The organism is Paracoccus sp. Ld10 (genome assembly GCF_045064235.1).
Classification (GTDB): Bacteria; Pseudomonadota; Alphaproteobacteria; order Rhodobacterales; family Rhodobacteraceae; genus Paracoccus.
In genome coordinates, this window is record NZ_JBISHD010000023.1 from 95,738 (window position 1) to 114,671 (window position 18,934).

Genomic DNA, 18,934 nt, shown 5'->3' on the forward strand with positions numbered 1-18,934 from the left:
TGATCGCCATAGATATAGGGGGCAAAGCAACAAATGTCAGCCCGCGCCGACGGCTGAACCATGCCAGCATGACGCAGCCCGGCTCAGCCCTCCAGCGCGGCCATCAGGTCGGCCGTCAGGTCGCGTGCATCCTCCAGCCCCACCGACAGGCGCAACAGGCCCGGCGTGATGCCCAGACGCACCTTGTCCTCGTCGGTCAGGCGCGAATGGGTGGTGGTGGCCGGATGCGTCACGATCGATTTCGCGTCGCCCAGGTTGTTCGAGATCGCGATGATCCGCAGCCGGTCCAGAACGGCGAATGCCGCATCCTTGCCGCCCGCCACCTCCAGCGCGATCATCGTTCCGCCAGACCCCATCTGGCGCATCGCCAACGCGTGCTGCGGATGATCGGCCAGACCCGGATAGATCACGCGGCTCAGGCTTGGGTGGCCGTGCAGGGCGGCCGCGATGCCGGCGGCAGCCTCGGCCTGCGCACGCACGCGCAGGTCCATCGTCTGCAGCCCGTTCAGCATGATCCAGGAATGGAACGGGCTGATCGCGCCACCGGTATGCTTCAGGTACGGCTCCGCCACCTCGCGCACGAACTGGCGGGTGCCGCAGATCACCCCGGCCAACGCGCGCCCGCCGCCATCGATATGCTTGGTCGCGGAATAGATCACGACATCGGCCCCCTGCTCGACCGCCCGGGAAAAGACCGGGGTGGCAAAGACGTTGTCGACCACCACCGTGGCACCGGCCGCATGGGCCAGGTCCGCCACGGCGCGCAGGTCGATCACCTCCAGCGTGGGGTTCGACACGCTTTCAAAAAACACCGCCCGCGTGCCCGGCGTGATCGCCGCGGCCCACTGGTCCAGGTCCGTGCCGTCGACATAGCTGACCTTGACCCCGAACCGCACCAACAGGTCCAGAACGTACAGACACGACCCGAACAGCGCCCGCGCCGCGACGACATGATCGCCGGGCTTGCACATCGCGAACATCGCGCCGTTGACGGCGGCCATGCCGCTGGCGGTGGCGAACGCGTCCTCGGTGCCCTCAAGGGCGGCGATCCGGTCCTCGAACATGCGGCTGGTCGGGTTGCCATAGCGAGCATAGATGAACTCGTCCGGGCCAGTGCCCTGGAACCGTGCCTCTGCCGAGGCGGCGTCGGGATAGACAAAGCCCTGCGTCAGAAAGATCGCCTCGGCCATCTCGCCGTACTGGCTGCGGCGGGTGCCGTGATGGACGGCCTGGGTCCGGGGGTGCGGGGTGCGGGGATGGAACTTGTCGTCGGACGAAACGCTCATGCGGGCTGCCTTTCCGTGGTCTCCTGCGGGGTAATCCGCAGCCGCCACTTCCGCAAGTCCCGCGACATGCGCGCGCCGAAATGTCGCCCAGCCGACAATTTGCATCGACTGCAAATTACAGTTTACATTACAAGGCTATAAGGAGAATTCTGTCCAAATGGACAGTTGGAAATCCCGATCTCGCAAGCTATGGTTGAACCACGGTTTGATGATGTTCATCCATAACCGGTCCGGGGTACGCCCCGCGTTCACCAGTGGCCCGCAGCGGCGGGGTTGTTTTACCTGTATCCATAAGAGGGTTCCCGCGGTCCAGTTTTTCTTCTGTGACCATCTCGTGTTTATCCGGACAGTGGGACTCGGACAGTTGGGGGCGGCACGTCGCGCCGCCCCCAATGGATTTTACAGATAGTCCCCGCGCTGCAGGGCATATTTGGCCATCTTCTCGTTCAGCGTTCGACGTGGCAGGCACAGTTCGTCCATCACGCCCGATATGCTGCCCTTGTGGCGACGCATGGTGTTGTCGATCAGCATCTTTTCAAAGCTTTCGACATATTCCTTCAGCGGCTTGCCCTCGGTGGTGGTGGCCTGCTGGTTGTCATCGCCATCTGCCATCAGCAGCGACGCGATCGACCCTGACCCGCGACGGTTCTGCAGAACGGCACGTTCCGCCACGTTAATCAGCTGTCGGATGTTGCCGGGCCACGGTGCCTGCAACAGCTGGGCGGCCTCCTGCGCGCTGACCTGCGGGGGCTCGCAGCCGTATTCCTCGCTGAACTGCTCTGTCATGCGGGTGAACAGCGCCAGGATATCTTCGCCCCGCGCGCGCAGCGGCGGCAGGGTGATCTTCAGCGCCGACAGACGATAGAACAGGTCGGGGCGCAGCGAATCCTCGGCCTTGCGACCTTCTCCACGGGCGTTGCTGATCGCGATGATGCGGGTTTCCGCGGGCGTGCCCTGTTCACTGATGAACGCCAGCAGGCGAGCCTGCAGCGCCTCGGACAGGGCCTCGATGTCCTCCAGGCACAGCGTGCCGGCGCGGGCCTCTTCGACCGCGGGCAGCCCGTCTTCGATGGGTCCGAACAGGCGCGACGCCAGCGCCTCGTCGTTATAGGCCGCACAGCTGACCGGCACGAACTTCTTGGAGGCGCGCGGCCCCACGGCGTGCAGTGCATGCGCCACCAGCGTCTTGCCGGTACCGGTTTCGCCGTCGATCAGCACATGCCCGTCGGCCTGGCCCAGGTCCAGAATATCCTCGCGCAGGCGTTCCATCACCGGGCTGGCACCGATCAGCTTGGACATGACCTGCTGGCCCTCGGACAGATCACGGCGCAGAGCGCGGTTGTCCAGCGTCATGCGCCGCGCCTGCGTGGCCTTCTTGGCCAATTGCGTCATGCGGTCGGGGTTGAACGGCTTTTCCATGAAATCCATCGCGCCAAGGCGCATCGCCTCGACCGCCATCGGCACATCGCCATGGCCGGTGATCATGATGACGGGCAGGTTCGAATCCAGCCCCATCAGGCGTTTCAGAAAGGCCATGCCGTCCATGCCCGGCATGCGGATGTCGCTGACCACGATGCCCGGCCAGTCGGCCCCGATGACCTTCAGCGCGTCTTCCGCGCTGGCAAAGGTCTCGGTCTCGAAACCGGACAGAACCAGCCACTGGCTGATCGACTCGCGCATGTCGGGCTCGTCATCCACGATGGCGATCTTCAGCTTGCGGGACATTCTTGTCATCCTCTCGTGTTGCGTCATTCGGCCGCCAGGGCCTGACGGGGCTGTCCGGGGCGGTGCAGCGGCAGCTCCACCCGGAACACCGCGCCGCCGGTGTTTTCATTATGGGCGGTCAGGCGACCCCCGAAATCGGCGACGATCGTGGACGAGATCGCCAGCCCCAGCCCGGTTCCCTCACCGGGCTTCTTGGTCGTCCAGAAGGGTTCAAACAGCTTTTCCAGGTCCGAGACACCCGGACCGTTGTCCCGAACGGACACATAGGCGTGAGCCGCGGCCTCGACTGTGATCTCGATCGCGGCGTCGGGGTGACCCTTGACAGCGTCGACCGCATTGCGCAGCAGGTTGATCAGAACCTGCTCCAGCCGGATGCGGTCGGCCATGACCATCACCCGTTCGCGCGGGACGATGCGGATGATGCGGATGGGGCGGGTGCGCAATTGCGGCTCCATCATGGTCAGGGCGCTGCTGACGGCGGCGCGCAGGTCCACGGGTTCGACCGCCTCGCCGCCCTTTCTGGCATAGGATTTCAGCTGTCGGGTGATCGCGCCCATCCGGTCGATCAGGTCGTCGATGCGCTGGAAACTGGACAACGCTTCTTCGGGGCGACCGCGTTGCAGCAACAGCCGCGCCCCCGCCAGATAGGTCTTCATCGCCGCCAGGGGCTGGTTCAGTTCGTGGCTGACGCCGGCCGACATTTCGCCCAGTGCGGCCAGCTTGGACGACTGCTGCATGGTCTGTTCGGCCACGCGCAGTTCCTTTTGCACACGCTCGCGTTCCGCGATCTCGCGCGTCAGGCGGGCGTTCAGTGCCCGCAGATCGGCCGATTCGCGCATATAGGCCTGGCTCTGGATGCGCGCGCGCCGCGACAGTATCCAGAACGCCCCCGCCAGCAGGATCGCGAACCCCATGATCTGCAGCGCCAGGATCGCGTTGACACGCTCGCGCACCGATGAATAGGCGGTAAAACTGATCATCCGCCAGCCGCGGAACGGCACCCGCGCCTCGGACTGCATCACCGCGCGGCCCTGCACATAGGCGTCGGCGGGGCTGGAGGTCCAGTCCGCCGTCACCTGAAACGCACGGCGGATCGCAGACGGCGCATCGCGCACAGCCTGCGCCTCGGCGACCGTCAGACCGCGCCAACGCGGCTCTGTCGACAGGATGATCACGCCTTCGCTGTTGGTGACGGCCACGGCGTCGGAAATGCCCGCCCAGGACCGCTCCAGCCGGGTCAGATCGGCCCCCACGACGATGACGCCCAATGTCCGACCCTCGGACACGACAGCGCGGGAGTACGCGAATTCATGGGCGCCCGATGCCAGCTCCGACACGGTGAACACCGTATCGCGCGACCGCAGCGCCTCGACATAATGCGGGGCGGCCACGCTGTTCGTCCCGATCTGATAGCGGTCGGTCGCGCCCACGACCCGCCCCGATGCATCCAGCAGACGGATCGACGCCGCGCCGATCTCCTTTTGCGCGGTCATCAGCCGGGCCGAGGTCGTCGAAAAGTCATTGCCGTTCAGCGCCCCGATCAGCGCCGGGTCGCGCGCCAGCAGCAGGGGCACCACCGAATTGCGCTGCAGCTCGGACATCAGGTTGCCCGAATACAGCGCCAGCCGCAGTTCGGACCGAACCCGCGTATTTTCGGAAAAACGGTCCGTCAGCCAGGCGTTGGTGACCCAGATCGTACCCAGCGCCGCCATGCAGATCAGCGCGATGGTCGCACGCAACCACCACGGGCTGACCGGTTGGCCAACCCTGCCGCGCCGGCGTTCGGCGCTGTCTTCGATATGATCTTCAGTGACCACGCACGGACCCGTCCCACAAGATCGACTGACGCAATCTATTGCGAAGCGCGGTCCGGCTCAAGTCAGGCGTGCATCAAGGCCGCGGAAAGCCCTGCAAAAAGCGCCATTCCGTCGGTTCCGCCCGTCACCGGATCAGCGGCGCGTTCCGGATGCGGCATCATTCCCAGAACGCGGCGGTTTTCCGACAGCACGCCAGCGACGTCGCCGACCGAGCCGTTGATTGCCGGGGCATAGGTAAAGGCGATGCGATCCTGATCGCGCAGCTGCGCCAGACCCTCGGTGCCGATCTGATAGTTGCCGTCGTGATGCGCCACCGGGATGCTGATCTGCTGTCCCTGATCATAGCCCGCGGTAAAGGCGCTGTCCGCGGTTGTCACGGTCAGCACGGACGGCTTGCACAGAAACGTCAGGCCGGTGTTGCGCATCAGCGCGCCGGGCAGCAGGCCCAGTTCGGTCAGCACCTGAAACCCGTTGCAGATCCCCAGCACATAACCGCCCCGCGCGGCATGGGCACGCAGCGCATCGGCAATGGGCGAATGCGCGGCAATCGCCCCGCAGCGCAGATAGTCGCCATAGGAAAATCCGCCCGGCACGCCGACCAGATCGATGCCGTCGGGCAGGACGCTGTCCTTGTGCCAGACACGCACCACGTCGGCGCCCGCCTGTTCCAGTGCGACGGCAAGGTCGCGGTCGCAATTCGATCCGGGAAAGGTGACGACGGCGGCTTTCATCGCGGGACTCCTGCTTGGGACGCCCTGCCCTTAACGCAGGGCGGCACCCAAAGAAAGGGGGGCCGGCGCCCCGTTGCCCTTCGGCGCCCAACCGGGGGTATTTGGGCAAACAACAAATCTATCGTCCTTGCTCCGATGCCCGCACCAGAGGCAAAAGGCCGGACCTATGCCCGGCCTTTCTGAATCAGTGCAGCGCCTTGTTCAGGTACTGATCGACCTTTTCCAGATATCCCATCGTGGTCAGCCATTTCTGGTCGGGCCCGACCAACAGCGCCAGGTCCTTGGTCATGTGGCCGTCCTCGACCGCCTGCACGGTGACCTTCTCCAGCGTCTGCGCGAATGTCAGCAGGGCAGCGTTGTCGTCCAGTTTCGCACGATGCTTCAGACCACCCGTCCAGGCAAAGATCGACGCGATCGAATTGGTCGAGGTGGCGTTCCCTTTCTGGTGCTCACGATAGTGGCGGGTGACCGTGCCATGCGCGGCCTCGGATTCGACGACCTTTCCATCCGGTGTCATCAGGATCGATGTCATCAGACCCAGGCTGCCAAAGCCCTGGGCCACGGTGTCGGACTGAACGTCGCCATCATAGTTCTTGCAGGCCCAGACATAGCCACCCGACCATTTCATCGCGGATGCGACCATGTCGTCGATCAGGCGGTGTTCGTAATGGATGCCCGCCTTTTTGAACTGGTCCTGGAACTCGGCCTCATAGATCTCCTGGAACAGATCCTTGAAGCGGCCGTCATAGGCCTTGAGGATCGTGTTCTTTGTGGACAGGTACACCGGATAGCCGCGCGACAGGCCATAGTTCAGCGATGCGCGGGCAAAGTCGCGGATCGAATCGTCCTGGTTGTACATGGCCACCGCGACGCCTGCGCCGGGGGCGTCATAGACCTCGTGCTCGATCGTCTGGCCGTCCTCGCCGACGAACTTGATGGTCAGCTTGCCCTTGCCCGGAAAGCGGAAATCAGTGGCTTTGTACTGATCGCCGAACGCATGGCGGCCGACGATGATCGGCTGCGTCCAGCCCGGAACCAGACGGGGCACGTTCTTGCAGATGATCGGTTCGCGAAAGATCACGCCCCCCAGAATGTTGCGGATGGTGCCGTTGGGGCTGCGCCACATCTTCTTGAGGCCGAATTCCTGAACCCGGCCCTCATCGGGGGTGATGGTTGCGCATTTGACGCCAACGCCATGGCGCTTGATCGCCTCGGCGGCGTCGATGGTGATCTGGTCGTCGGTGCGGTCACGCTCCTCGATGCCCAGATCGTAATACTTCAGATCGATGTCCAGATAGGGCAGGATCAGCTTTTGCTTGATGAAGTCCCAGATGATCCGCGTCATCTCGTCCCCGTCCAGTTCGACGACGGGATTGGCGACCTTGATCTTCGACATGAACTGCCCCTTGTGCGGTGGATACGGCTGCCGTGCTTCTAACCGAAAACGCCTGCAAATGAAAGACGGTATGCGATGGTATGCTAAACGCCCGCGCGGTGATCAACTGCCCGCGAAATGGGCGCGCAGGCCGTCATGCAGCCAGTGCCACAGCGGCGCACAGCCGCGTTCGACCCATGGGCCCACTCGGCTTTCCACCTGCGCCAGCGTCACGTCGTATTCGACCCACCCCGCGCCACCCGACCGCAGGTTCTGCACGGCAGGCTGGCACCGGTCCAGCGCCTTGGCAAACATCGCATCGGGGCTGGCTGCGGCCTCGAACTCCTGCCACAGGGCCAGCATCTCGCAACCCTGCGCGTCCGGCAGCAGGCCGAACAACCGCCGCGCGGCGGCCTCTTCGGCGGCTTGGATCGCTGTCGACCCATGCGCCTGACCGCCCGCGGAATGCAGGGGCACGTCGCCGACGTCGATCTCGACCAGATCATGGATCAAAGCCATGCGGATGACCCGACCCGGATCGACGCCCGGCCCCGCCAGACCGCCCAGCACCAGCGCATACAGCGCCAGATGCCAGCTGTGTTCGGCGCTGTTCTCGCGCCGCGACCCGTCCAGCAGGCGGCTGGCGCGCAGGACGCCCTTCAGCGCATCGGCCTCGGCCAGAAACGCCAGCCGGCGGGCCAGATCGCGATCCGCGACCCCCTGCCCCGCCAGCAGTGCATGTGCAGCCTGCCATCCCTGCGGCCATTCATGTTCGAACCGGGCCGCGCGGCCGTCGAACAGGTTGTCGCGAACGATCTGGACATGGTCGGGAAACGGATCGCGCGCCTGCAGCACCTGAAAGATCGGCTGTGCGTGGTCCATCCGCTTGGCGGCCGCCGCGCAATCGCCGGAGCGGGCTTCGAAATCGCGCCACAGGGCCGACAGGCGTGCCCCGTCCGGCGCCAGACCAAAGATGCGATCAGCCGCCGCAGCCTCGGCGATGGCCAAGCCCGCGGCGTCGTGGTCCAGATGGATCGGCTGGTCACCCGTGTCGATCTCGACCAGATCGTGGATCAGGATCATCGCGATGGCACGGTCGCTGGCACCCATCACCATCGCCCACAGGGCGACGTGCCAGCTGTGTTCGGCGCTGTTTTCCGGGCGCGACAGGTCCATCAGGACGCTGGCGCGGTGGACCGACTTCAGCCGGTCCGCCTCGCACAGGAACGCGAACGCATCGTCCAGCATGGCGTCAGCGCGACGTCTCGGTCAGACGCTTTCTGACGTAACCCTGCACAAGATCGATCATCGGCTTCATGTGGGTCTCGTCGTCGCGGAAGAAATGGTCCGCGCCCTCGATCTCCTCATGGGTGACGGTGATGCCCTTTTGCTCGCGCAGCTTGCCGACCAGGGTGGCGGTGTCCTTGGGCGGAGCCACGCGGTCGGCGGTGCCGTTCACGATCAGACCCGACGACGGGCATGGCGCCAGAAAGCTGAAATCGTACATGTTTGCGGGCGGGGCCACGCTGATAAAGCCGGTGATCTCGGGGCGGCGCATCAGCAGCTGCATCCCAATCCAGGCACCAAAGCTGAAACCCGCGACCCAGCAATGCTTGCTGTTGGGGTTCATCGCCTGCAGGTAATCCAGCGCGGATGCGGCGTCGGACAGCTCTCCGATGCCTTGGTCGAATTCGCCCTGGCTGCGGCCCACGCCACGGAAATTGAACCGCATCACCGTGAACCCCATGCGGTGGAACGCATAGTGCAGGTTATAGACGACCCGGTTGTTCATCGTCCCGCCATATTGCGGATGCGGATGCAGCACGATGGCGATGGGGGCGTCGGGCTTGCCGGGCTGAGGGTGGTAACGGCCTTCAAGACGGCCTTCGGGGCCGGGAAAAATCAGCTCGGGCATGGTTGTCCTTCACAGGTCCTGTCGGGTTTCTTGACGCGTGCGCACATGGCTTCTAGACGGGATATCTGGGCAGCCGGCACAGGTTTGGCAAGAAACATGCTGGGCCGGGCATAGCGCGCGACAACGGCGCGCGTCAATGCAAAGGCAGGCCCGGCAACGACCATCGGGGGAAGAGGCGCCATGAAACTGTCCACCAAGGGACGCTACGCGATCATCGCGCTGACCGATCTGGCCATCGCCAAGGGGGGCGACCTGACCTCGCTTGCGGAAATCTCCAGGCGTCAGGACATCTCGCTGCCCTATCTGGAACAGCTGTTCGTGCGCCTGCGCCGGGCGGGGCTGGTCGCATCGGTACGCGGTCCGGGCGGCGGATACCGGCTGGCGCGCACCCCCGAGACCATCCGCGTGGCCGAGATCCTCGAGGCCGTCGACGAGACCGTCAGCGCCATGCATATCGGCGCGGGCGCGTCGGGGGGCATTTCGGGGTCGCGGGCGCAGACGCTGTCGAACCGTTTGTGGGAAAGCCTGTCCGCGCATGTCTATGTTTTCCTGCACAATCACACGCTGGCTGACATCGCCAAGAACCAGTTGCTGCCGTGCCCCGCGCTGCCCAAGATCCTCAACGTCGTGGATGACTGATCGCTGAACAACGGCAGGCGCGAATTTATTTCACAAACGCTGCATCCGGCCATCACGTTTCCGCGTCCTCCGGTCAGAGGCCCACAAAAGGCCCTGTCCAACGGATGAGGAAAATCCCATGACACGCACCACCCTGTATTCTGGCGCGGCTTTTGCGGCGCTGATGGCCACGACCGGTTTCGCGATGGCCGATGCCACCGCACCCTGCAACACGGGCGCCGGGACCAACTCGACCGAATGCGGTGTGAACACGACTGCGGACGGGGATTTTTCGGTGGCGATCGGTGATGGCGCCTCGACGGATGCGACGGCGGTGGACGGTCTGGCCATCGGCGCCGTGGCGACCGCGACCGGCCCCTCGACCAGCGCGGTGGGCGGCGAATCGGTCGCGACCGGCCCGGGCGCCAGCGCCATCGGCTGGCAGGCGCAGGCCACGGCCGAACGCGCGCAGGCCTTTGGCCACCTGGCGACCGCACAGGGCGTCCGCTCCATGGCCATCGGCGAGAATGCCGATGCGCAGTCGGACCTGTCGACCGCCATCGGCAATGAATCCATCGCCAATGGCGTCGACGCACTGGCAGTGGGTGACACGGCAGCAGCGAACGGCAACTCGACCACGGCCATCGGCGGCGAGTCAGTCGCCACGGGTGCCGGTGCCAGCGCCATCGGCTGGCAGTCCATGGCGACCGCGGAACGCGCGCAGGCCTTTGGCCACTTGGCCACCGCACAGGGCGAACGGTCCCTGGCCATAGGAGAGAATGCCGACGCCCAGTCCGACTTCTCGACCGCAATCGGCAACGAATCCATCGCCAACGGCACGGATGCGCTGGCCATCGGCGATACCTCTGTGGCGAACGGCACCTCGACCACCGCGGTCGGCGGTGAATCGGTCGCAAACGGCACGGCTGCCACCGCCTTCGGTTGGCAGGCTCAGGCGACCGCCGAACGCGCCCATGCCTTTGGCCATCTGGCCGCGGCCAGCGGCGTGCGCTCCACCGCCATCGGCGAGGCTGCCATGGCCATGGGTTCGGGCTCGATCGCGTTGGGCAACCAGGCGGTCGCCGCGGCCGACAATTCGGTCGCCATCGGTGACGGTGCAACCGCGACCCGCACGAACGAATTCGTGCTGGGCAACAGCGCCAATACCTATCGCGCAGCCGGCATCGCGTCCGACGCCAGCACCGCGGCGCAGGGCACCCCCATCGGCGTGGTGACGTCGGACGCACAGGGCAATCTGGCGGTCGACCGGTCGATCGGCGAAAGCATGTCGTCGCTGAACAGCCGCGTGCGCTCGCTTGGGTCGCAGGTCGAGGACAACAAGGAAGGCATCGCCATGGCGATGGCCCTGAACACCCCCTATGTCCCCGAGGACAAGACCTATGCCGTGTCCACCAGCATCGGCAGCTTTGAGGGGTCGCAGGCGCTGGCGGCATCGATGGGCTATCGTTTCGACACGAACACACAGTTCGATGCGGGCATCACCTATGGCTTTGACCGCAACCAGGTCGGTGGCCGCATCGGCGTGACCTACGCGTGGTAAGCCACGCCGCAAAACGGACGGGGACGGCGCATGCGCTGTCCCTGGCCATCGCAATGGCGCTGGCGCTGGTCGGCACCAGTGCCCATGCACAGGACGCCCCCATTCCGCCCGAACCCCAGGGCATGGCCCCTTTGGTAGAGCCAAGCTATGCCACCGCGCTGATCCGCGATGTGCTGGCGGCGGTGAACCACGGCAACTGGACGGGCAACTATACCGTGCTGCGCGACATCGCCGCGCCTGAATTCGCGCTGGCCAATGATCCGACGCGTCTGGCCGGCCTGTTCACGCCACTGCGCGAAGAACGGCTGGACCTGCTGCAGGTGATGGTTACCGACCCGATCATCCTGGACAGCGCCCTGTCCGACAGCGGACAGGAACTGCGCCTGACCGGCTATGTCCCGCTGGAACCGCGCCATGTCAGTTTCGATCTGGTTCTGGGGCTGGAGGGGCGGCGCTGGCTGCTGCTGGGCATTTCCGTCGGGGCCTTCGATCCCATCGATCCCTGACGCGACGCGTTTCTGGCCGTGTTCCGCGACGGCCTATTACGGACGATCTGTTGCGCCGCCTGCGATCAGGTCGTGGACACGCTCCTTTGGCCGGCACAGCACCGCGCCGTGGGGCGCAAAGACCACCGGCCGTTCGATCAGGATCGGATGCGCGGCCATTGCCGCGATCAGCGCGTCGTCAGACAGGTCCGGCGCGCCCAGCCCCAGTTCCGCAAAGGGCGTCCCCTTGCGCCGGATCAGCCCCCGCGCGTCGATCCCCAGGACCGCCAGCGCATCGCGCAATTCCGCCATGGTCGGAGGCGCGGCGATATAGTCGCGGACCTCGGGCTCAATCCCGGCATCACGCAGTGCGGCCAGCACCCATCGGGATGTGGAACAGGTGGGCTTGTGCCAGATCACCCAGACCATCTCAGCGCCCCCCATCCGGAATGGGCAGTGCGCTGGTGGCCTTGATCTCCTCCATCGACAGCAGGGCGGTGACGTTGTGGATCTTTACCTCGCCGATCAGCGATTGGTAGAATCGGTCATAGGCCCGCGCGTTGCGGACCTGCACCTTGAGGATATAGTCGATATCGCCCGCCAGCCGGTGCGCCTCGACCACCTCGGGCCGCTCGCGCAGGGCGCGCAGGAACCGTGCCGCCCAGTCGCGGTCATGTTCGCTGGTGCGGATCAGCACAAAGAAACACGCCTCCAGCCCCAGCGCCTCCGGGTCCAGAATGGCGACCTGACGGCGGATCACCCCGGCCTCTCGCAGCTTGCGGATCCGGTTCCAGACCGGGGTCTTGGACGCGCCCACCCGGTCCGCGATCTGGTCCAGCGACAGGCTGGCGTCCTGCTGCAGCAGGGACAGGATCTTGCGGTCCACCTCGTCCAGGCGGACAGGCGTTTGGCCTGCGCCCGCATCAGTGGAAATCAGTTCCGGCATTACGCGCTCCTTGGTCGATCGTCCTTATTTGCCGCGACCACTGTGCAGAATCCAGAACAAAATTCTATATAGAGAACAGCAAAACCGCGAGGTCCAGTCATGAGCAAGTCTTTCCCCCTGTCGGTCGCACGCCCCGGCGTCATCACCGCGAACGACCTTCGCGAAGGTCACAATCTGTGGATGTGCGCCGACGGCTGGACCCCCGACCCGCGTCAGGCCACCGTCTATGATGACGAGGCCATCGCCGATCTGGCCCTGCTGGAGGCCGTCGCCCAGTCCGAGGTCGTCGTCGGCCCCTATCTGGTCGAGGCCAAGCGCGGCCCCAATGGCCCCGAACCGGTCCATTTCCGCGAGGCGTTCCGCCAGCGTGGGCCGTCGAACTATTTCCACGGCATCCAGGCCGATCAGCAAGCCGAGGCCAGCCATGTTTGATATCCGCCCCGTCGAGACCGACTATGTCCGCCACCGCGCCGCCGAATTCCGTGCTCAGGTCGCCCGTCGTCTGGACGGCAGCCTGACCGAGGACGAATTCAAGCCGCTGCGCCTGATGAACGGCGTCTATCTGCAGTTGCACGCCTATATGCTGCGCGTGGCCATTCCCTATGGCACGATCAGCCCCGACCAGATGCGCACGCTGGCCGTACTGGCCGAGAAATGGGACAAGGGCTATGGCCACTGGACCACGCGCCAGAACATCCAGTTCAACTGGCCCAAGCTGGTCGACATCCCGGACATGCTGGACGCGTTGGCCGATGTCGGCATGCACGCCATCCAGACCAGCGGCAACACGATCCGCAACGTGACCACCGATGCCTTTGCCGGGGCCGCGTTCGACGAGGCCGCCGACCCGCGCCCCTATGCCGAATTGCTGCGCAGCTGGTCGACCGACCACGCCGAATTCCAGTTCCTGCCGCGCAAGTTCAAGATCGCCATTTCCGGAGGGAAGAAAGACCGTGCCGTCATCGCAGCCCATGACATCGGCCTGCGCCTGACCGAACGGATCGGCCAGACCGGTTTCGAGGTATGGATCGGTGGTGGTCTGGGCCGCACGCCCCTGTTGGGTCAGGTCGTCCGCGACTTTCTGCCTGAGGAGGACCTTTTGCCCTATGTCGAGGCGATCATCGCGACCTATAATCTGGCCGGACGCCGCGACAACAAGTACAAGGCCCGCATCAAGATCACCGTGCTGGAACGCGGCCTGGACGTCATGCGCGCTGAGATCGAGCAAGAGTTCCTGGCCCGCCGCCGCGATTTCCACGGCGCCGACCGCGACGCGCTGGCGGTGTTCAAGGACCGCTTCCGCGCGCCGTCCTTCCGCAATGCGCCCGTGGACGGCTATGAGGCCGAGCGTCAGGCGAACCCTGCCTTTCGCAGCTGGTCGGACACGAACCTGCACCAGCACCGCGTGGACGGCTATTCCAGCGTCGTGGTGACCTTCAAGGCCCCCGGACAGACGCCGGGCGATGCCAGCGCGGAACAGATGCGGCTGTTGGCCGATTTGGCCGAACGGTTCGGCCACCACGACCTGCGCGTGATGCACGACCAGAACGTGGCGCTGCCGCATGTGCACAAATCCGATCTGCCGGCGCTGTATGCCGCGCTGCGCGAGGCGGGTCTGGCCACCGCGAATGCCGGCCTGACCAGCGACATCATCGCCTGCCCCGGCATGGATTACTGTGCGCTGGCCACCGCACGGTCGATCCCCATCGCCGAAGAGATCGCCGACCATTTCCGCGCCCTGGGATTGGAGCAGGAGATCGGGAACCTGAACATCCGCATCTCGGGCTGCATCAACGCCTGCGGGCATCACCACCTTGGCCATATCGGCATCCTGGGGCTGGATCGTGCAGGGGTGGAAAACTACCAGATCACGCTTGGCGGCGACGCCTATGACATCCCGGCCATCGGCGAACGCGCGGGCGCGGGCTTCCCGGCGGAACAGGTGGTCCCGGCCATCGACCGCCTGCTGCGTGCCTATCTGGAGGTCCGCGAGGACGCCTCCGAACGGTTCATCGACGCCTATCGCCGCTTGGGTCAGGCCCCGTTCAAGGCCGCGTTGTATCCCGTCGCAGCCGATGCTTGATGGCAACCTGGACACGCGCGCGGGGCGGCTGAACGACCGCTATCGCCACCATGCCGCCATCGAGGTGCTGCGCCGCGCGGTGACCGACCCCGATCTGGGACAGGTGGCGCTGGTGTCGTCGTTTGGCGCTGAATCGGTCGTGCTGCTGCATATGGTCAGCCGCGTGGCACCGGGCCTGCCGGTGCTGTTCATCGACACGCAGATGCTGTTCCCGGAAACGCTGACCTATCAGCGTGAGGTCGCCGAGCGTCTGTCCCTGACCAACGTCCAGATCATCACCGCCAGCGGTGCGGAAATCGCGGTGCATGACCCGGACGGCACGCTGCACAAGGTCAACCCCGATGCCTGCTGCGATTTCCGCAAGACGGTGCCGCTGGAACGTGTTCTGTCCGGCTACGACGCGTGGATCACGGGGCGCAAGCGGTTCCAGAACGGTCAGCGCGCCGCGTTGGAGTTCTTTGAGCCAGAACCGCCGACCCGCCTGCGCGTGAACCCGTTGGCGCATTGGCGCCCCGAAGACGTGCAGGATTACATGATCGAAAACCGCCTGCCCCGGCATCCGCTGGTGGCGCAGGGCTATCCGTCCATCGGCTGTGCGCCCTGCACCTCGCCCGTCGCACCGGGCGAAGACCCGCGGTCCGGCCGCTGGCGCGGACAGGCGAAATCCGAATGCGGCATCCATTTCATCGGCGGACGCATGGTCCGCAGAAAGGTCTCGGCATGAGCGAGCAGTTGAACAGCGAACCCGTCCTGGCCCGTGACGACGGTTTTCACCCGATCACCGAACAGCCCGCCGTGGTGCTGGCCCCCGATACAGCGCCCGACACGCTGGCCGATCATCTGACCCAGACGCTGATCGGGATCGCCTTTCCGTCCTTTGGCGACGGGCGCGGTTTCACCTTGGCGCGGCGCCTGCGCGAGCTGGGATACACCGGGCGTCTGCGCGCGACGGGGCGGCTGATCGCCGATCAATACGCCATGGCACGGCGCGTAGGCTTTGACGAGGTCGAGGTCGCCGCCGACATCGCCGCCCGCCAGCCGCAGGACCAGTGGCTTGCCCGCGCCGACTGGAAGGCATGGGACCATCGGGCGCAGCTGGCCGGGTGACCCTTTCGCCCGCGCGCCCCATCGAATAGACGACAAGGATTGCAACAATGACGCTGGATCTGCCCGTGACCGAGGCCGCCAAGATAACCGTTCCCGACGCCCAAACCGTGACATCGGTCACGAAATGGACGGACAGCCTGTTCTCGTTCCGGGTTACGCGGCCCGCATCGCTGCGTTTCCGGTCGGGCGAATTTGTGATGATCGGCCTGCCGGGAGACAACGGCAAGCCGCTGTTGCGCGCCTATTCCATCGCCTCGCCCAACTGGGACGACGAGCTGGAATTCTATTCCATCATCGTGCCCGACGGACCGCTGACCTCGCGGCTGCAGCATATCAAGGCGGGCGACCAGATCATCCTGCGCCCGAAACCGGTGGGCACGCTGGTCCTCGACGCGCTGCTGCCCGGAAAACGGCTGTGGTTCCTGGCCACCGGCACGGGATTCGCACCGTTCGCGTCCCTGATGCGCGACCCCGAGACCTATGAGCGGTTCGAACAGGTCATCATGATGCACACCTGCCGCACCGGGGAAGAGCTGGTCTATGGCGCGGAGCTGGTGAACAACCTGCGCCACGACCCGCTGCTGACCGAGATCTATGGCGACGACTTTGCGCAGCGGTTGAAATACTATCCCACGACGACGCGCGAACCGTCGCCCTTCATGGGCCGCATCACCGACAACCTGACCTCGGGCAAGGTGCTGTCCGATCTGGGCCTGCCACCCATTGATCCGGCCCAGGATCGCGCAATGATCTGTGGCAGCCTGGCGTTCAACGTCGACGTCAAGGCCGTCCTGGAGGGGTTCGGCCTGCACGAAGGCGCGAACTCGGAACCGCGCGAATTCGTGGTCGAAAAGGCCTTTGTCGGCGACGGTGTCTGACACCGTTTTCCCGGACCGCCCCAAGGGCCGCGCCACACCGGCGCGGCCTTTTTCATGGCGCCCCGGCCCGCATCACGCAAAGGTCACGGCAAGTTTGGGAACCCCTGAGGCAAGTGCCTGTTAAACCATCAAAGACAGTCAGTCACGTTTTCACAAGGAGCGTCCCATGCGCCGGATCATTCACAACACCACTGCCATCGCGGCCTGTTTGTCGCTGATGGCACCGCATCTGGCCATGGCTCAGACCGCCCTCCCCGGGCCGGATCAGGCTGTCGCTCCGCAGAACCTGATTCTGGCACAGGCAGAGCCCGCGCCGGATGGACAGGTTCCACCACCAGCGGATGCCGCACCCGCACCCGCAGACGCGGAACCGCAGAGCGGCGCGGACATGGGCCAACCCGAACCGGCCCCCATGGAAGAGCCCGCACCCGCAGAGCAGCCCGCACAAGAGGCGCCAGCCGAGGCCCCGCCCGCACCAGCGGACGCGCCGGCAGAGCAGCCGGAACCGGCCCCGATGGATGCTCCGGAGCAGCAGCCCGTCGAGACCCCGGCACCTCAGGCTGCGCCGGAAGCCGCGCCCAATGAGCCTGCCGCCCAGCCTGCGCCCGCACCAGAGGCAGCCGCGCCCGCAGCGGAAGCCGATCCTCAGCCTGCGCCCGACAGCACGCCGCCGCCACCGGAACCCGAGGCAATGCAGACCCAGGCGCCTGAGCCCCGTCCCGCTGCCGAACCCGAGGCCGCGCCCGCCCCGAACCCGGGCCGCACGGCCGAACCTGCCCCGGCGGCTGGCGAGGCGGCACCCCGTGCCAACCCGCAGCGCGAGACACAACCGGCTGAGGATGCGCCAGTCGAACCCCGCCCGAACGCGCGTCCTGCAGCACAGAATGATCAGCAGCCCACCGACGTCCCGACCGATGCCGATGCGCTGGCTGAGGCGTTGCGCGCGCAGGACCCGGCAGGGCAACCTGATGCCGACCCGGCGCCTGCCGTGGATGCACCCGCTGCGCGAAATGGCCTGAGCTTGGCGACAGGGGGCGTTCAGACCGAACGCGCCACCGCGCTGCCCGGATTGGCTGGCGTTCTGAGACAAGAAGTTGACGGCGGTCTGGACACTGCGTCCCTGACCTGTCTGAACGGTGGTAGTTTCCCCTGCGCCGATGGTGGCCGCGCGATGACACCGAACGGTGTCGTGGTCGAAACCAACGAGGCCGGAGAGTTGCGTCTGGCCCCGACCGAGGCGCAGATGTACCGCGTCGGCCAGAACGGCGAGATGGTCCGTCGCGCCGCCGAGGAAGACACGGTCGAGACCGAGGCATCACGCGAGGCCGCGCAGGCTGCCCAGCCGTCGACCGCGGCAGCGCTGGATGCGGCGGACGGTTCGGGAGAAATCACCGAGCAGCAGGTGACCGAGGACAGCACCCGGTCGTCGTCCGAAGATTTCACCACCAGCCTGCGCGATGCGCTGGCAGGGGCAACCGGCGAAACCGCACCGCAGGCCGAGGAAGAGGATGACGACAACCGCTTGCGCAACGCGCTGTTGCTGGGTCTGGGCGCTGTTGCCGTCGGATCGTACCTGAACAACAACCGGCAGGTTGCCCTGTCCGCCCCCGATCGCGTCGTGGTCACCCGCGCCGATGGCAGCCAGGAGGTGATCAAGGACGAGGTCGCGCTGCTGCGTCAGCCCGGCTCGACCGTGCAGACCGAAAACTTTGACGACGGGTCTTCGCGGACCATCGTGACGCGTCAGGACGGCAGCCGTGTCGTGACCATCCGCGACGCGAACCTGCAGGTTCTGCGCCGCACGCTGGTCAGTGCCGATGGCACGACCACGCAGCTGATCGACGACACCATGGACGTGCAGCCCGTCGACATCAGCGCCCTGCCGGCCCCAGCCACCGTCCAGACCGGCAACACGCCGCTGAACGAAGACCAGCTGCGCGAGGCGCTGCAGCGTGAGGCAAATGTCGACCGCCGGTTCACCCTGTCCCAGATCCGCAACATCCCCGAGGTGCGTGCGCTGGTGGCCCCGGTCAACATCGACGCGATCACCTTTGACACCGGATCGGCAGCGATCCGGTCGGATCAGGCACAGCAACTGCAGGGTCTGGGTCGCGCGATCCAAGACCAGATCACCCAGAACCCGCGCGAGATCTTTATGATCGAGGGTCATACCGACACGGTCGGATCGGACCCTGCCAACCTTGCGCTGTCGGACCGCCGTGCGGAATCGGTGGCGCTTGCCCTGACCGAATATTTCGACGTGCCGCCGGAGAACCTGGTGACCCAAGGCTATGGCGAACAGTTTCTGCGCATCCGGTCCGAAGGCGACATCCGCGACAACCGTCGCGCCTCGGTCCGCCGGATCACCGACCTGCTGGCCCAGTAAAAACGCCATCAACAAAAAAGG

General features: G+C 65.6%; 18 protein-coding genes. 9 read left to right on the forward strand and 9 right to left on the reverse strand.

The genetic code is table 11. The features are described from left to right. Window positions 1-83 precede the first annotated feature (83 nt). From metZ to ACJJVR_RS05790, 7 genes are all read right to left on the reverse strand, one after another. Window positions 84-1,286, reverse strand: a complete 1,203-nt coding sequence (gene metZ / locus ACJJVR_RS05760; protein WP_405402934.1) for an O-succinylhomoserine sulfhydrylase — start codon at window positions 1,284-1,286, stop codon at window positions 84-86. Between the two features lie 399 nt (window positions 1,287-1,685). Then, window positions 1,686-3,011, reverse strand: coding sequence for a sigma-54-dependent transcriptional regulator (locus ACJJVR_RS05765; protein ID WP_405402935.1), 1,326 nt, complete (start codon window positions 3,009-3,011; stop codon window positions 1,686-1,688). Window positions 3,012-3,034: 23 nt separating this feature from the next. After that, entirely contained in the window at window positions 3,035-4,723 is a 1,689-nt protein-coding gene (locus tag ACJJVR_RS05770) for an ATP-binding protein (RefSeq protein WP_405403549.1), read from the reverse strand. Between the two features lie 167 nt (window positions 4,724-4,890). Then, entirely contained in the window at window positions 4,891-5,559 is a 669-nt protein-coding gene (purQ, locus tag ACJJVR_RS05775; protein ID WP_405402936.1) for a phosphoribosylformylglycinamidine synthase subunit PurQ, read from the reverse strand. A gap of 184 nt (window positions 5,560-5,743) precedes the next feature. Continuing rightward, on the reverse strand, window positions 5,744-6,955 hold the full coding sequence (locus ACJJVR_RS05780; protein WP_405402938.1) for an NADP-dependent isocitrate dehydrogenase: 1,212 nt from the start codon (window positions 6,953-6,955) through the stop codon (window positions 5,744-5,746). Between the two features lie 102 nt (window positions 6,956-7,057). Beyond that, window positions 7,058-8,182 carry an HD domain-containing protein gene (locus tag ACJJVR_RS05785; RefSeq protein ID WP_405402940.1) on the reverse strand — a complete coding sequence of 375 codons (1,125 nt, stop codon included), beginning with the start codon at window positions 8,180-8,182 and terminating at the stop codon, window positions 7,058-7,060. 4 nt (window positions 8,183-8,186) lie between these two features. Then, window positions 8,187-8,849, reverse strand: a complete 663-nt coding sequence (locus tag ACJJVR_RS05790; protein ID WP_045981433.1) for an alpha/beta hydrolase — start codon at window positions 8,847-8,849, stop codon at window positions 8,187-8,189. Window positions 8,850-9,029: 180 nt separating this feature from the next. Between ACJJVR_RS05790 and ACJJVR_RS05795 the strand changes: the two genes are divergently transcribed. From ACJJVR_RS05795 to ACJJVR_RS05805, 3 genes are all read left to right on the forward strand, one after another. Then, entirely contained in the window at window positions 9,030-9,488 is a 459-nt protein-coding gene (locus ACJJVR_RS05795; protein WP_405402941.1) for an Rrf2 family transcriptional regulator, read from the forward strand. A 118-nt stretch (window positions 9,489-9,606) separates the two neighbouring features. Beyond that, window positions 9,607-11,028 carry a YadA-like family protein gene (locus tag ACJJVR_RS05800; protein ID WP_405402944.1) on the forward strand — a complete coding sequence of 474 codons (1,422 nt, stop codon included), beginning with the start codon at window positions 9,607-9,609 and terminating at the stop codon, window positions 11,026-11,028. Then, on the forward strand, window positions 11,022-11,534 hold the full coding sequence (locus tag ACJJVR_RS05805) for a hypothetical protein (RefSeq protein ID WP_405402946.1): 513 nt from the start codon (window positions 11,022-11,024) through the stop codon (window positions 11,532-11,534). Before ACJJVR_RS05800 ends, ACJJVR_RS05805 begins: the two co-directional genes overlap by 7 nt. Window positions 11,535-11,570: 36 nt before the next feature. Here ACJJVR_RS05805 and arsC read toward each other — a convergent pair whose 3' ends face one another. Together arsC and ACJJVR_RS05815 are read right to left on the reverse strand one after the other, a co-directional pair. Then, window positions 11,571-11,957: an arsenate reductase (glutaredoxin) gene (arsC, locus tag ACJJVR_RS05810; protein ID WP_405402948.1), complete on the reverse strand. Its 387-nt coding sequence runs from the start codon at window positions 11,955-11,957 to the stop codon at window positions 11,571-11,573. Beyond that, window positions 11,944-12,459 (reverse strand): Lrp/AsnC family transcriptional regulator, encoded by a 516-nt coding sequence (locus tag ACJJVR_RS05815; protein WP_405402949.1) that lies wholly within the window; start codon window positions 12,457-12,459, stop codon window positions 11,944-11,946. The genes arsC and ACJJVR_RS05815 overlap by 14 nt, the downstream gene beginning before the upstream one ends. A 99-nt stretch (window positions 12,460-12,558) precedes the next feature. On the opposite strand from ACJJVR_RS05815, the gene ACJJVR_RS05820 reads away from it, so the two are divergent. The 6 genes from ACJJVR_RS05820 (at window position 12,559) to ACJJVR_RS05845 (ending at window position 18,913) form a co-directional block, all read left to right on the forward strand. Next, window positions 12,559-12,891 (forward strand): DUF2849 domain-containing protein, encoded by a 333-nt coding sequence (locus ACJJVR_RS05820; protein ID WP_405402950.1) that lies wholly within the window; start codon window positions 12,559-12,561, stop codon window positions 12,889-12,891. After that, complete coding sequence (locus tag ACJJVR_RS05825) at window positions 12,884-14,542, forward strand: nitrite/sulfite reductase (protein ID WP_405402951.1); 1,659 nt, start codon at window positions 12,884-12,886, stop codon at window positions 14,540-14,542. Before ACJJVR_RS05820 ends, ACJJVR_RS05825 begins: the two co-directional genes overlap by 8 nt. Further along, window positions 14,535-15,266 (forward strand): phosphoadenylyl-sulfate reductase, encoded by a 732-nt coding sequence (locus tag ACJJVR_RS05830; protein WP_405402953.1) that lies wholly within the window; start codon window positions 14,535-14,537, stop codon window positions 15,264-15,266. The genes ACJJVR_RS05825 and ACJJVR_RS05830 overlap by 8 nt, the downstream gene beginning before the upstream one ends. Continuing rightward, window positions 15,263-15,649, forward strand: a complete 387-nt coding sequence (locus ACJJVR_RS05835) for a DUF934 domain-containing protein (protein WP_405402955.1) — start codon at window positions 15,263-15,265, stop codon at window positions 15,647-15,649. Before ACJJVR_RS05830 ends, ACJJVR_RS05835 begins: the two co-directional genes overlap by 4 nt. A 47-nt stretch (window positions 15,650-15,696) precedes the next feature. Then, window positions 15,697-16,527, forward strand: coding sequence for a ferredoxin--NADP reductase (locus tag ACJJVR_RS05840; protein ID WP_405402956.1), 831 nt, complete (start codon window positions 15,697-15,699; stop codon window positions 16,525-16,527). Between the two features lie 166 nt (window positions 16,528-16,693). Beyond that, window positions 16,694-18,913 (forward strand): OmpA family protein, encoded by a 2,220-nt coding sequence (locus ACJJVR_RS05845; protein ID WP_405402958.1) that lies wholly within the window; start codon window positions 16,694-16,696, stop codon window positions 18,911-18,913. Window positions 18,914-18,934: the final 21 nt, after the last annotated feature.

Coding starts and splice junctions, on each gene's coding strand:
- metZ (WP_405402934.1), bottom strand. CDS start 1,286: ATGAGCGTTTCGTCCGACGACAAGTTCCATCCCCGCACCCCGCACCCC.
- ACJJVR_RS05765 (WP_405402935.1), bottom strand. CDS start 3,011: ATGTCCCGCAAGCTGAAGATCGCCATCGTGGATGACGAGCCCGACATG.
- ACJJVR_RS05770 (WP_405403549.1), bottom strand. CDS start 4,723: ATGGCGGCGCTGGGTACGATCTGGGTCACCAACGCCTGGCTGACGGAC.
- purQ (WP_405402936.1), bottom strand. CDS start 5,559: ATGAAAGCCGCCGTCGTCACCTTTCCCGGATCGAATTGCGACCGCGAC.
- ACJJVR_RS05780 (WP_405402938.1), bottom strand. CDS start 6,955: ATGTCGAAGATCAAGGTCGCCAATCCCGTCGTCGAACTGGACGGGGAC.
- ACJJVR_RS05785 (WP_405402940.1), bottom strand. CDS start 8,182: ATGCTGGACGATGCGTTCGCGTTCCTGTGCGAGGCGGACCGGCTGAAG.
- ACJJVR_RS05790 (WP_045981433.1), bottom strand. CDS start 8,849: ATGCCCGAGCTGATTTTTCCCGGCCCCGAAGGCCGTCTTGAAGGCCGT.
- ACJJVR_RS05795 (WP_405402941.1), top strand. CDS start 9,030: ATGAAACTGTCCACCAAGGGACGCTACGCGATCATCGCGCTGACCGAT.
- ACJJVR_RS05800 (WP_405402944.1), top strand. CDS start 9,607: ATGACACGCACCACCCTGTATTCTGGCGCGGCTTTTGCGGCGCTGATG.
- arsC (WP_405402948.1), bottom strand. CDS start 11,957: ATGGGGGGCGCTGAGATGGTCTGGGTGATCTGGCACAAGCCCACCTGT.
- ACJJVR_RS05815 (WP_405402949.1), bottom strand. CDS start 12,459: ATGCCGGAACTGATTTCCACTGATGCGGGCGCAGGCCAAACGCCTGTC.
- ACJJVR_RS05820 (WP_405402950.1), top strand. CDS start 12,559: ATGAGCAAGTCTTTCCCCCTGTCGGTCGCACGCCCCGGCGTCATCACC.
- ACJJVR_RS05825 (WP_405402951.1), top strand. CDS start 12,884: ATGTTTGATATCCGCCCCGTCGAGACCGACTATGTCCGCCACCGCGCC.
- ACJJVR_RS05830 (WP_405402953.1), top strand. CDS start 14,535: ATGCTTGATGGCAACCTGGACACGCGCGCGGGGCGGCTGAACGACCGC.
- ACJJVR_RS05835 (WP_405402955.1), top strand. CDS start 15,263: ATGAGCGAGCAGTTGAACAGCGAACCCGTCCTGGCCCGTGACGACGGT.
- ACJJVR_RS05840 (WP_405402956.1), top strand. CDS start 15,697: ATGACGCTGGATCTGCCCGTGACCGAGGCCGCCAAGATAACCGTTCCC.
- ACJJVR_RS05845 (WP_405402958.1), top strand. CDS start 16,694: ATGCGCCGGATCATTCACAACACCACTGCCATCGCGGCCTGTTTGTCG.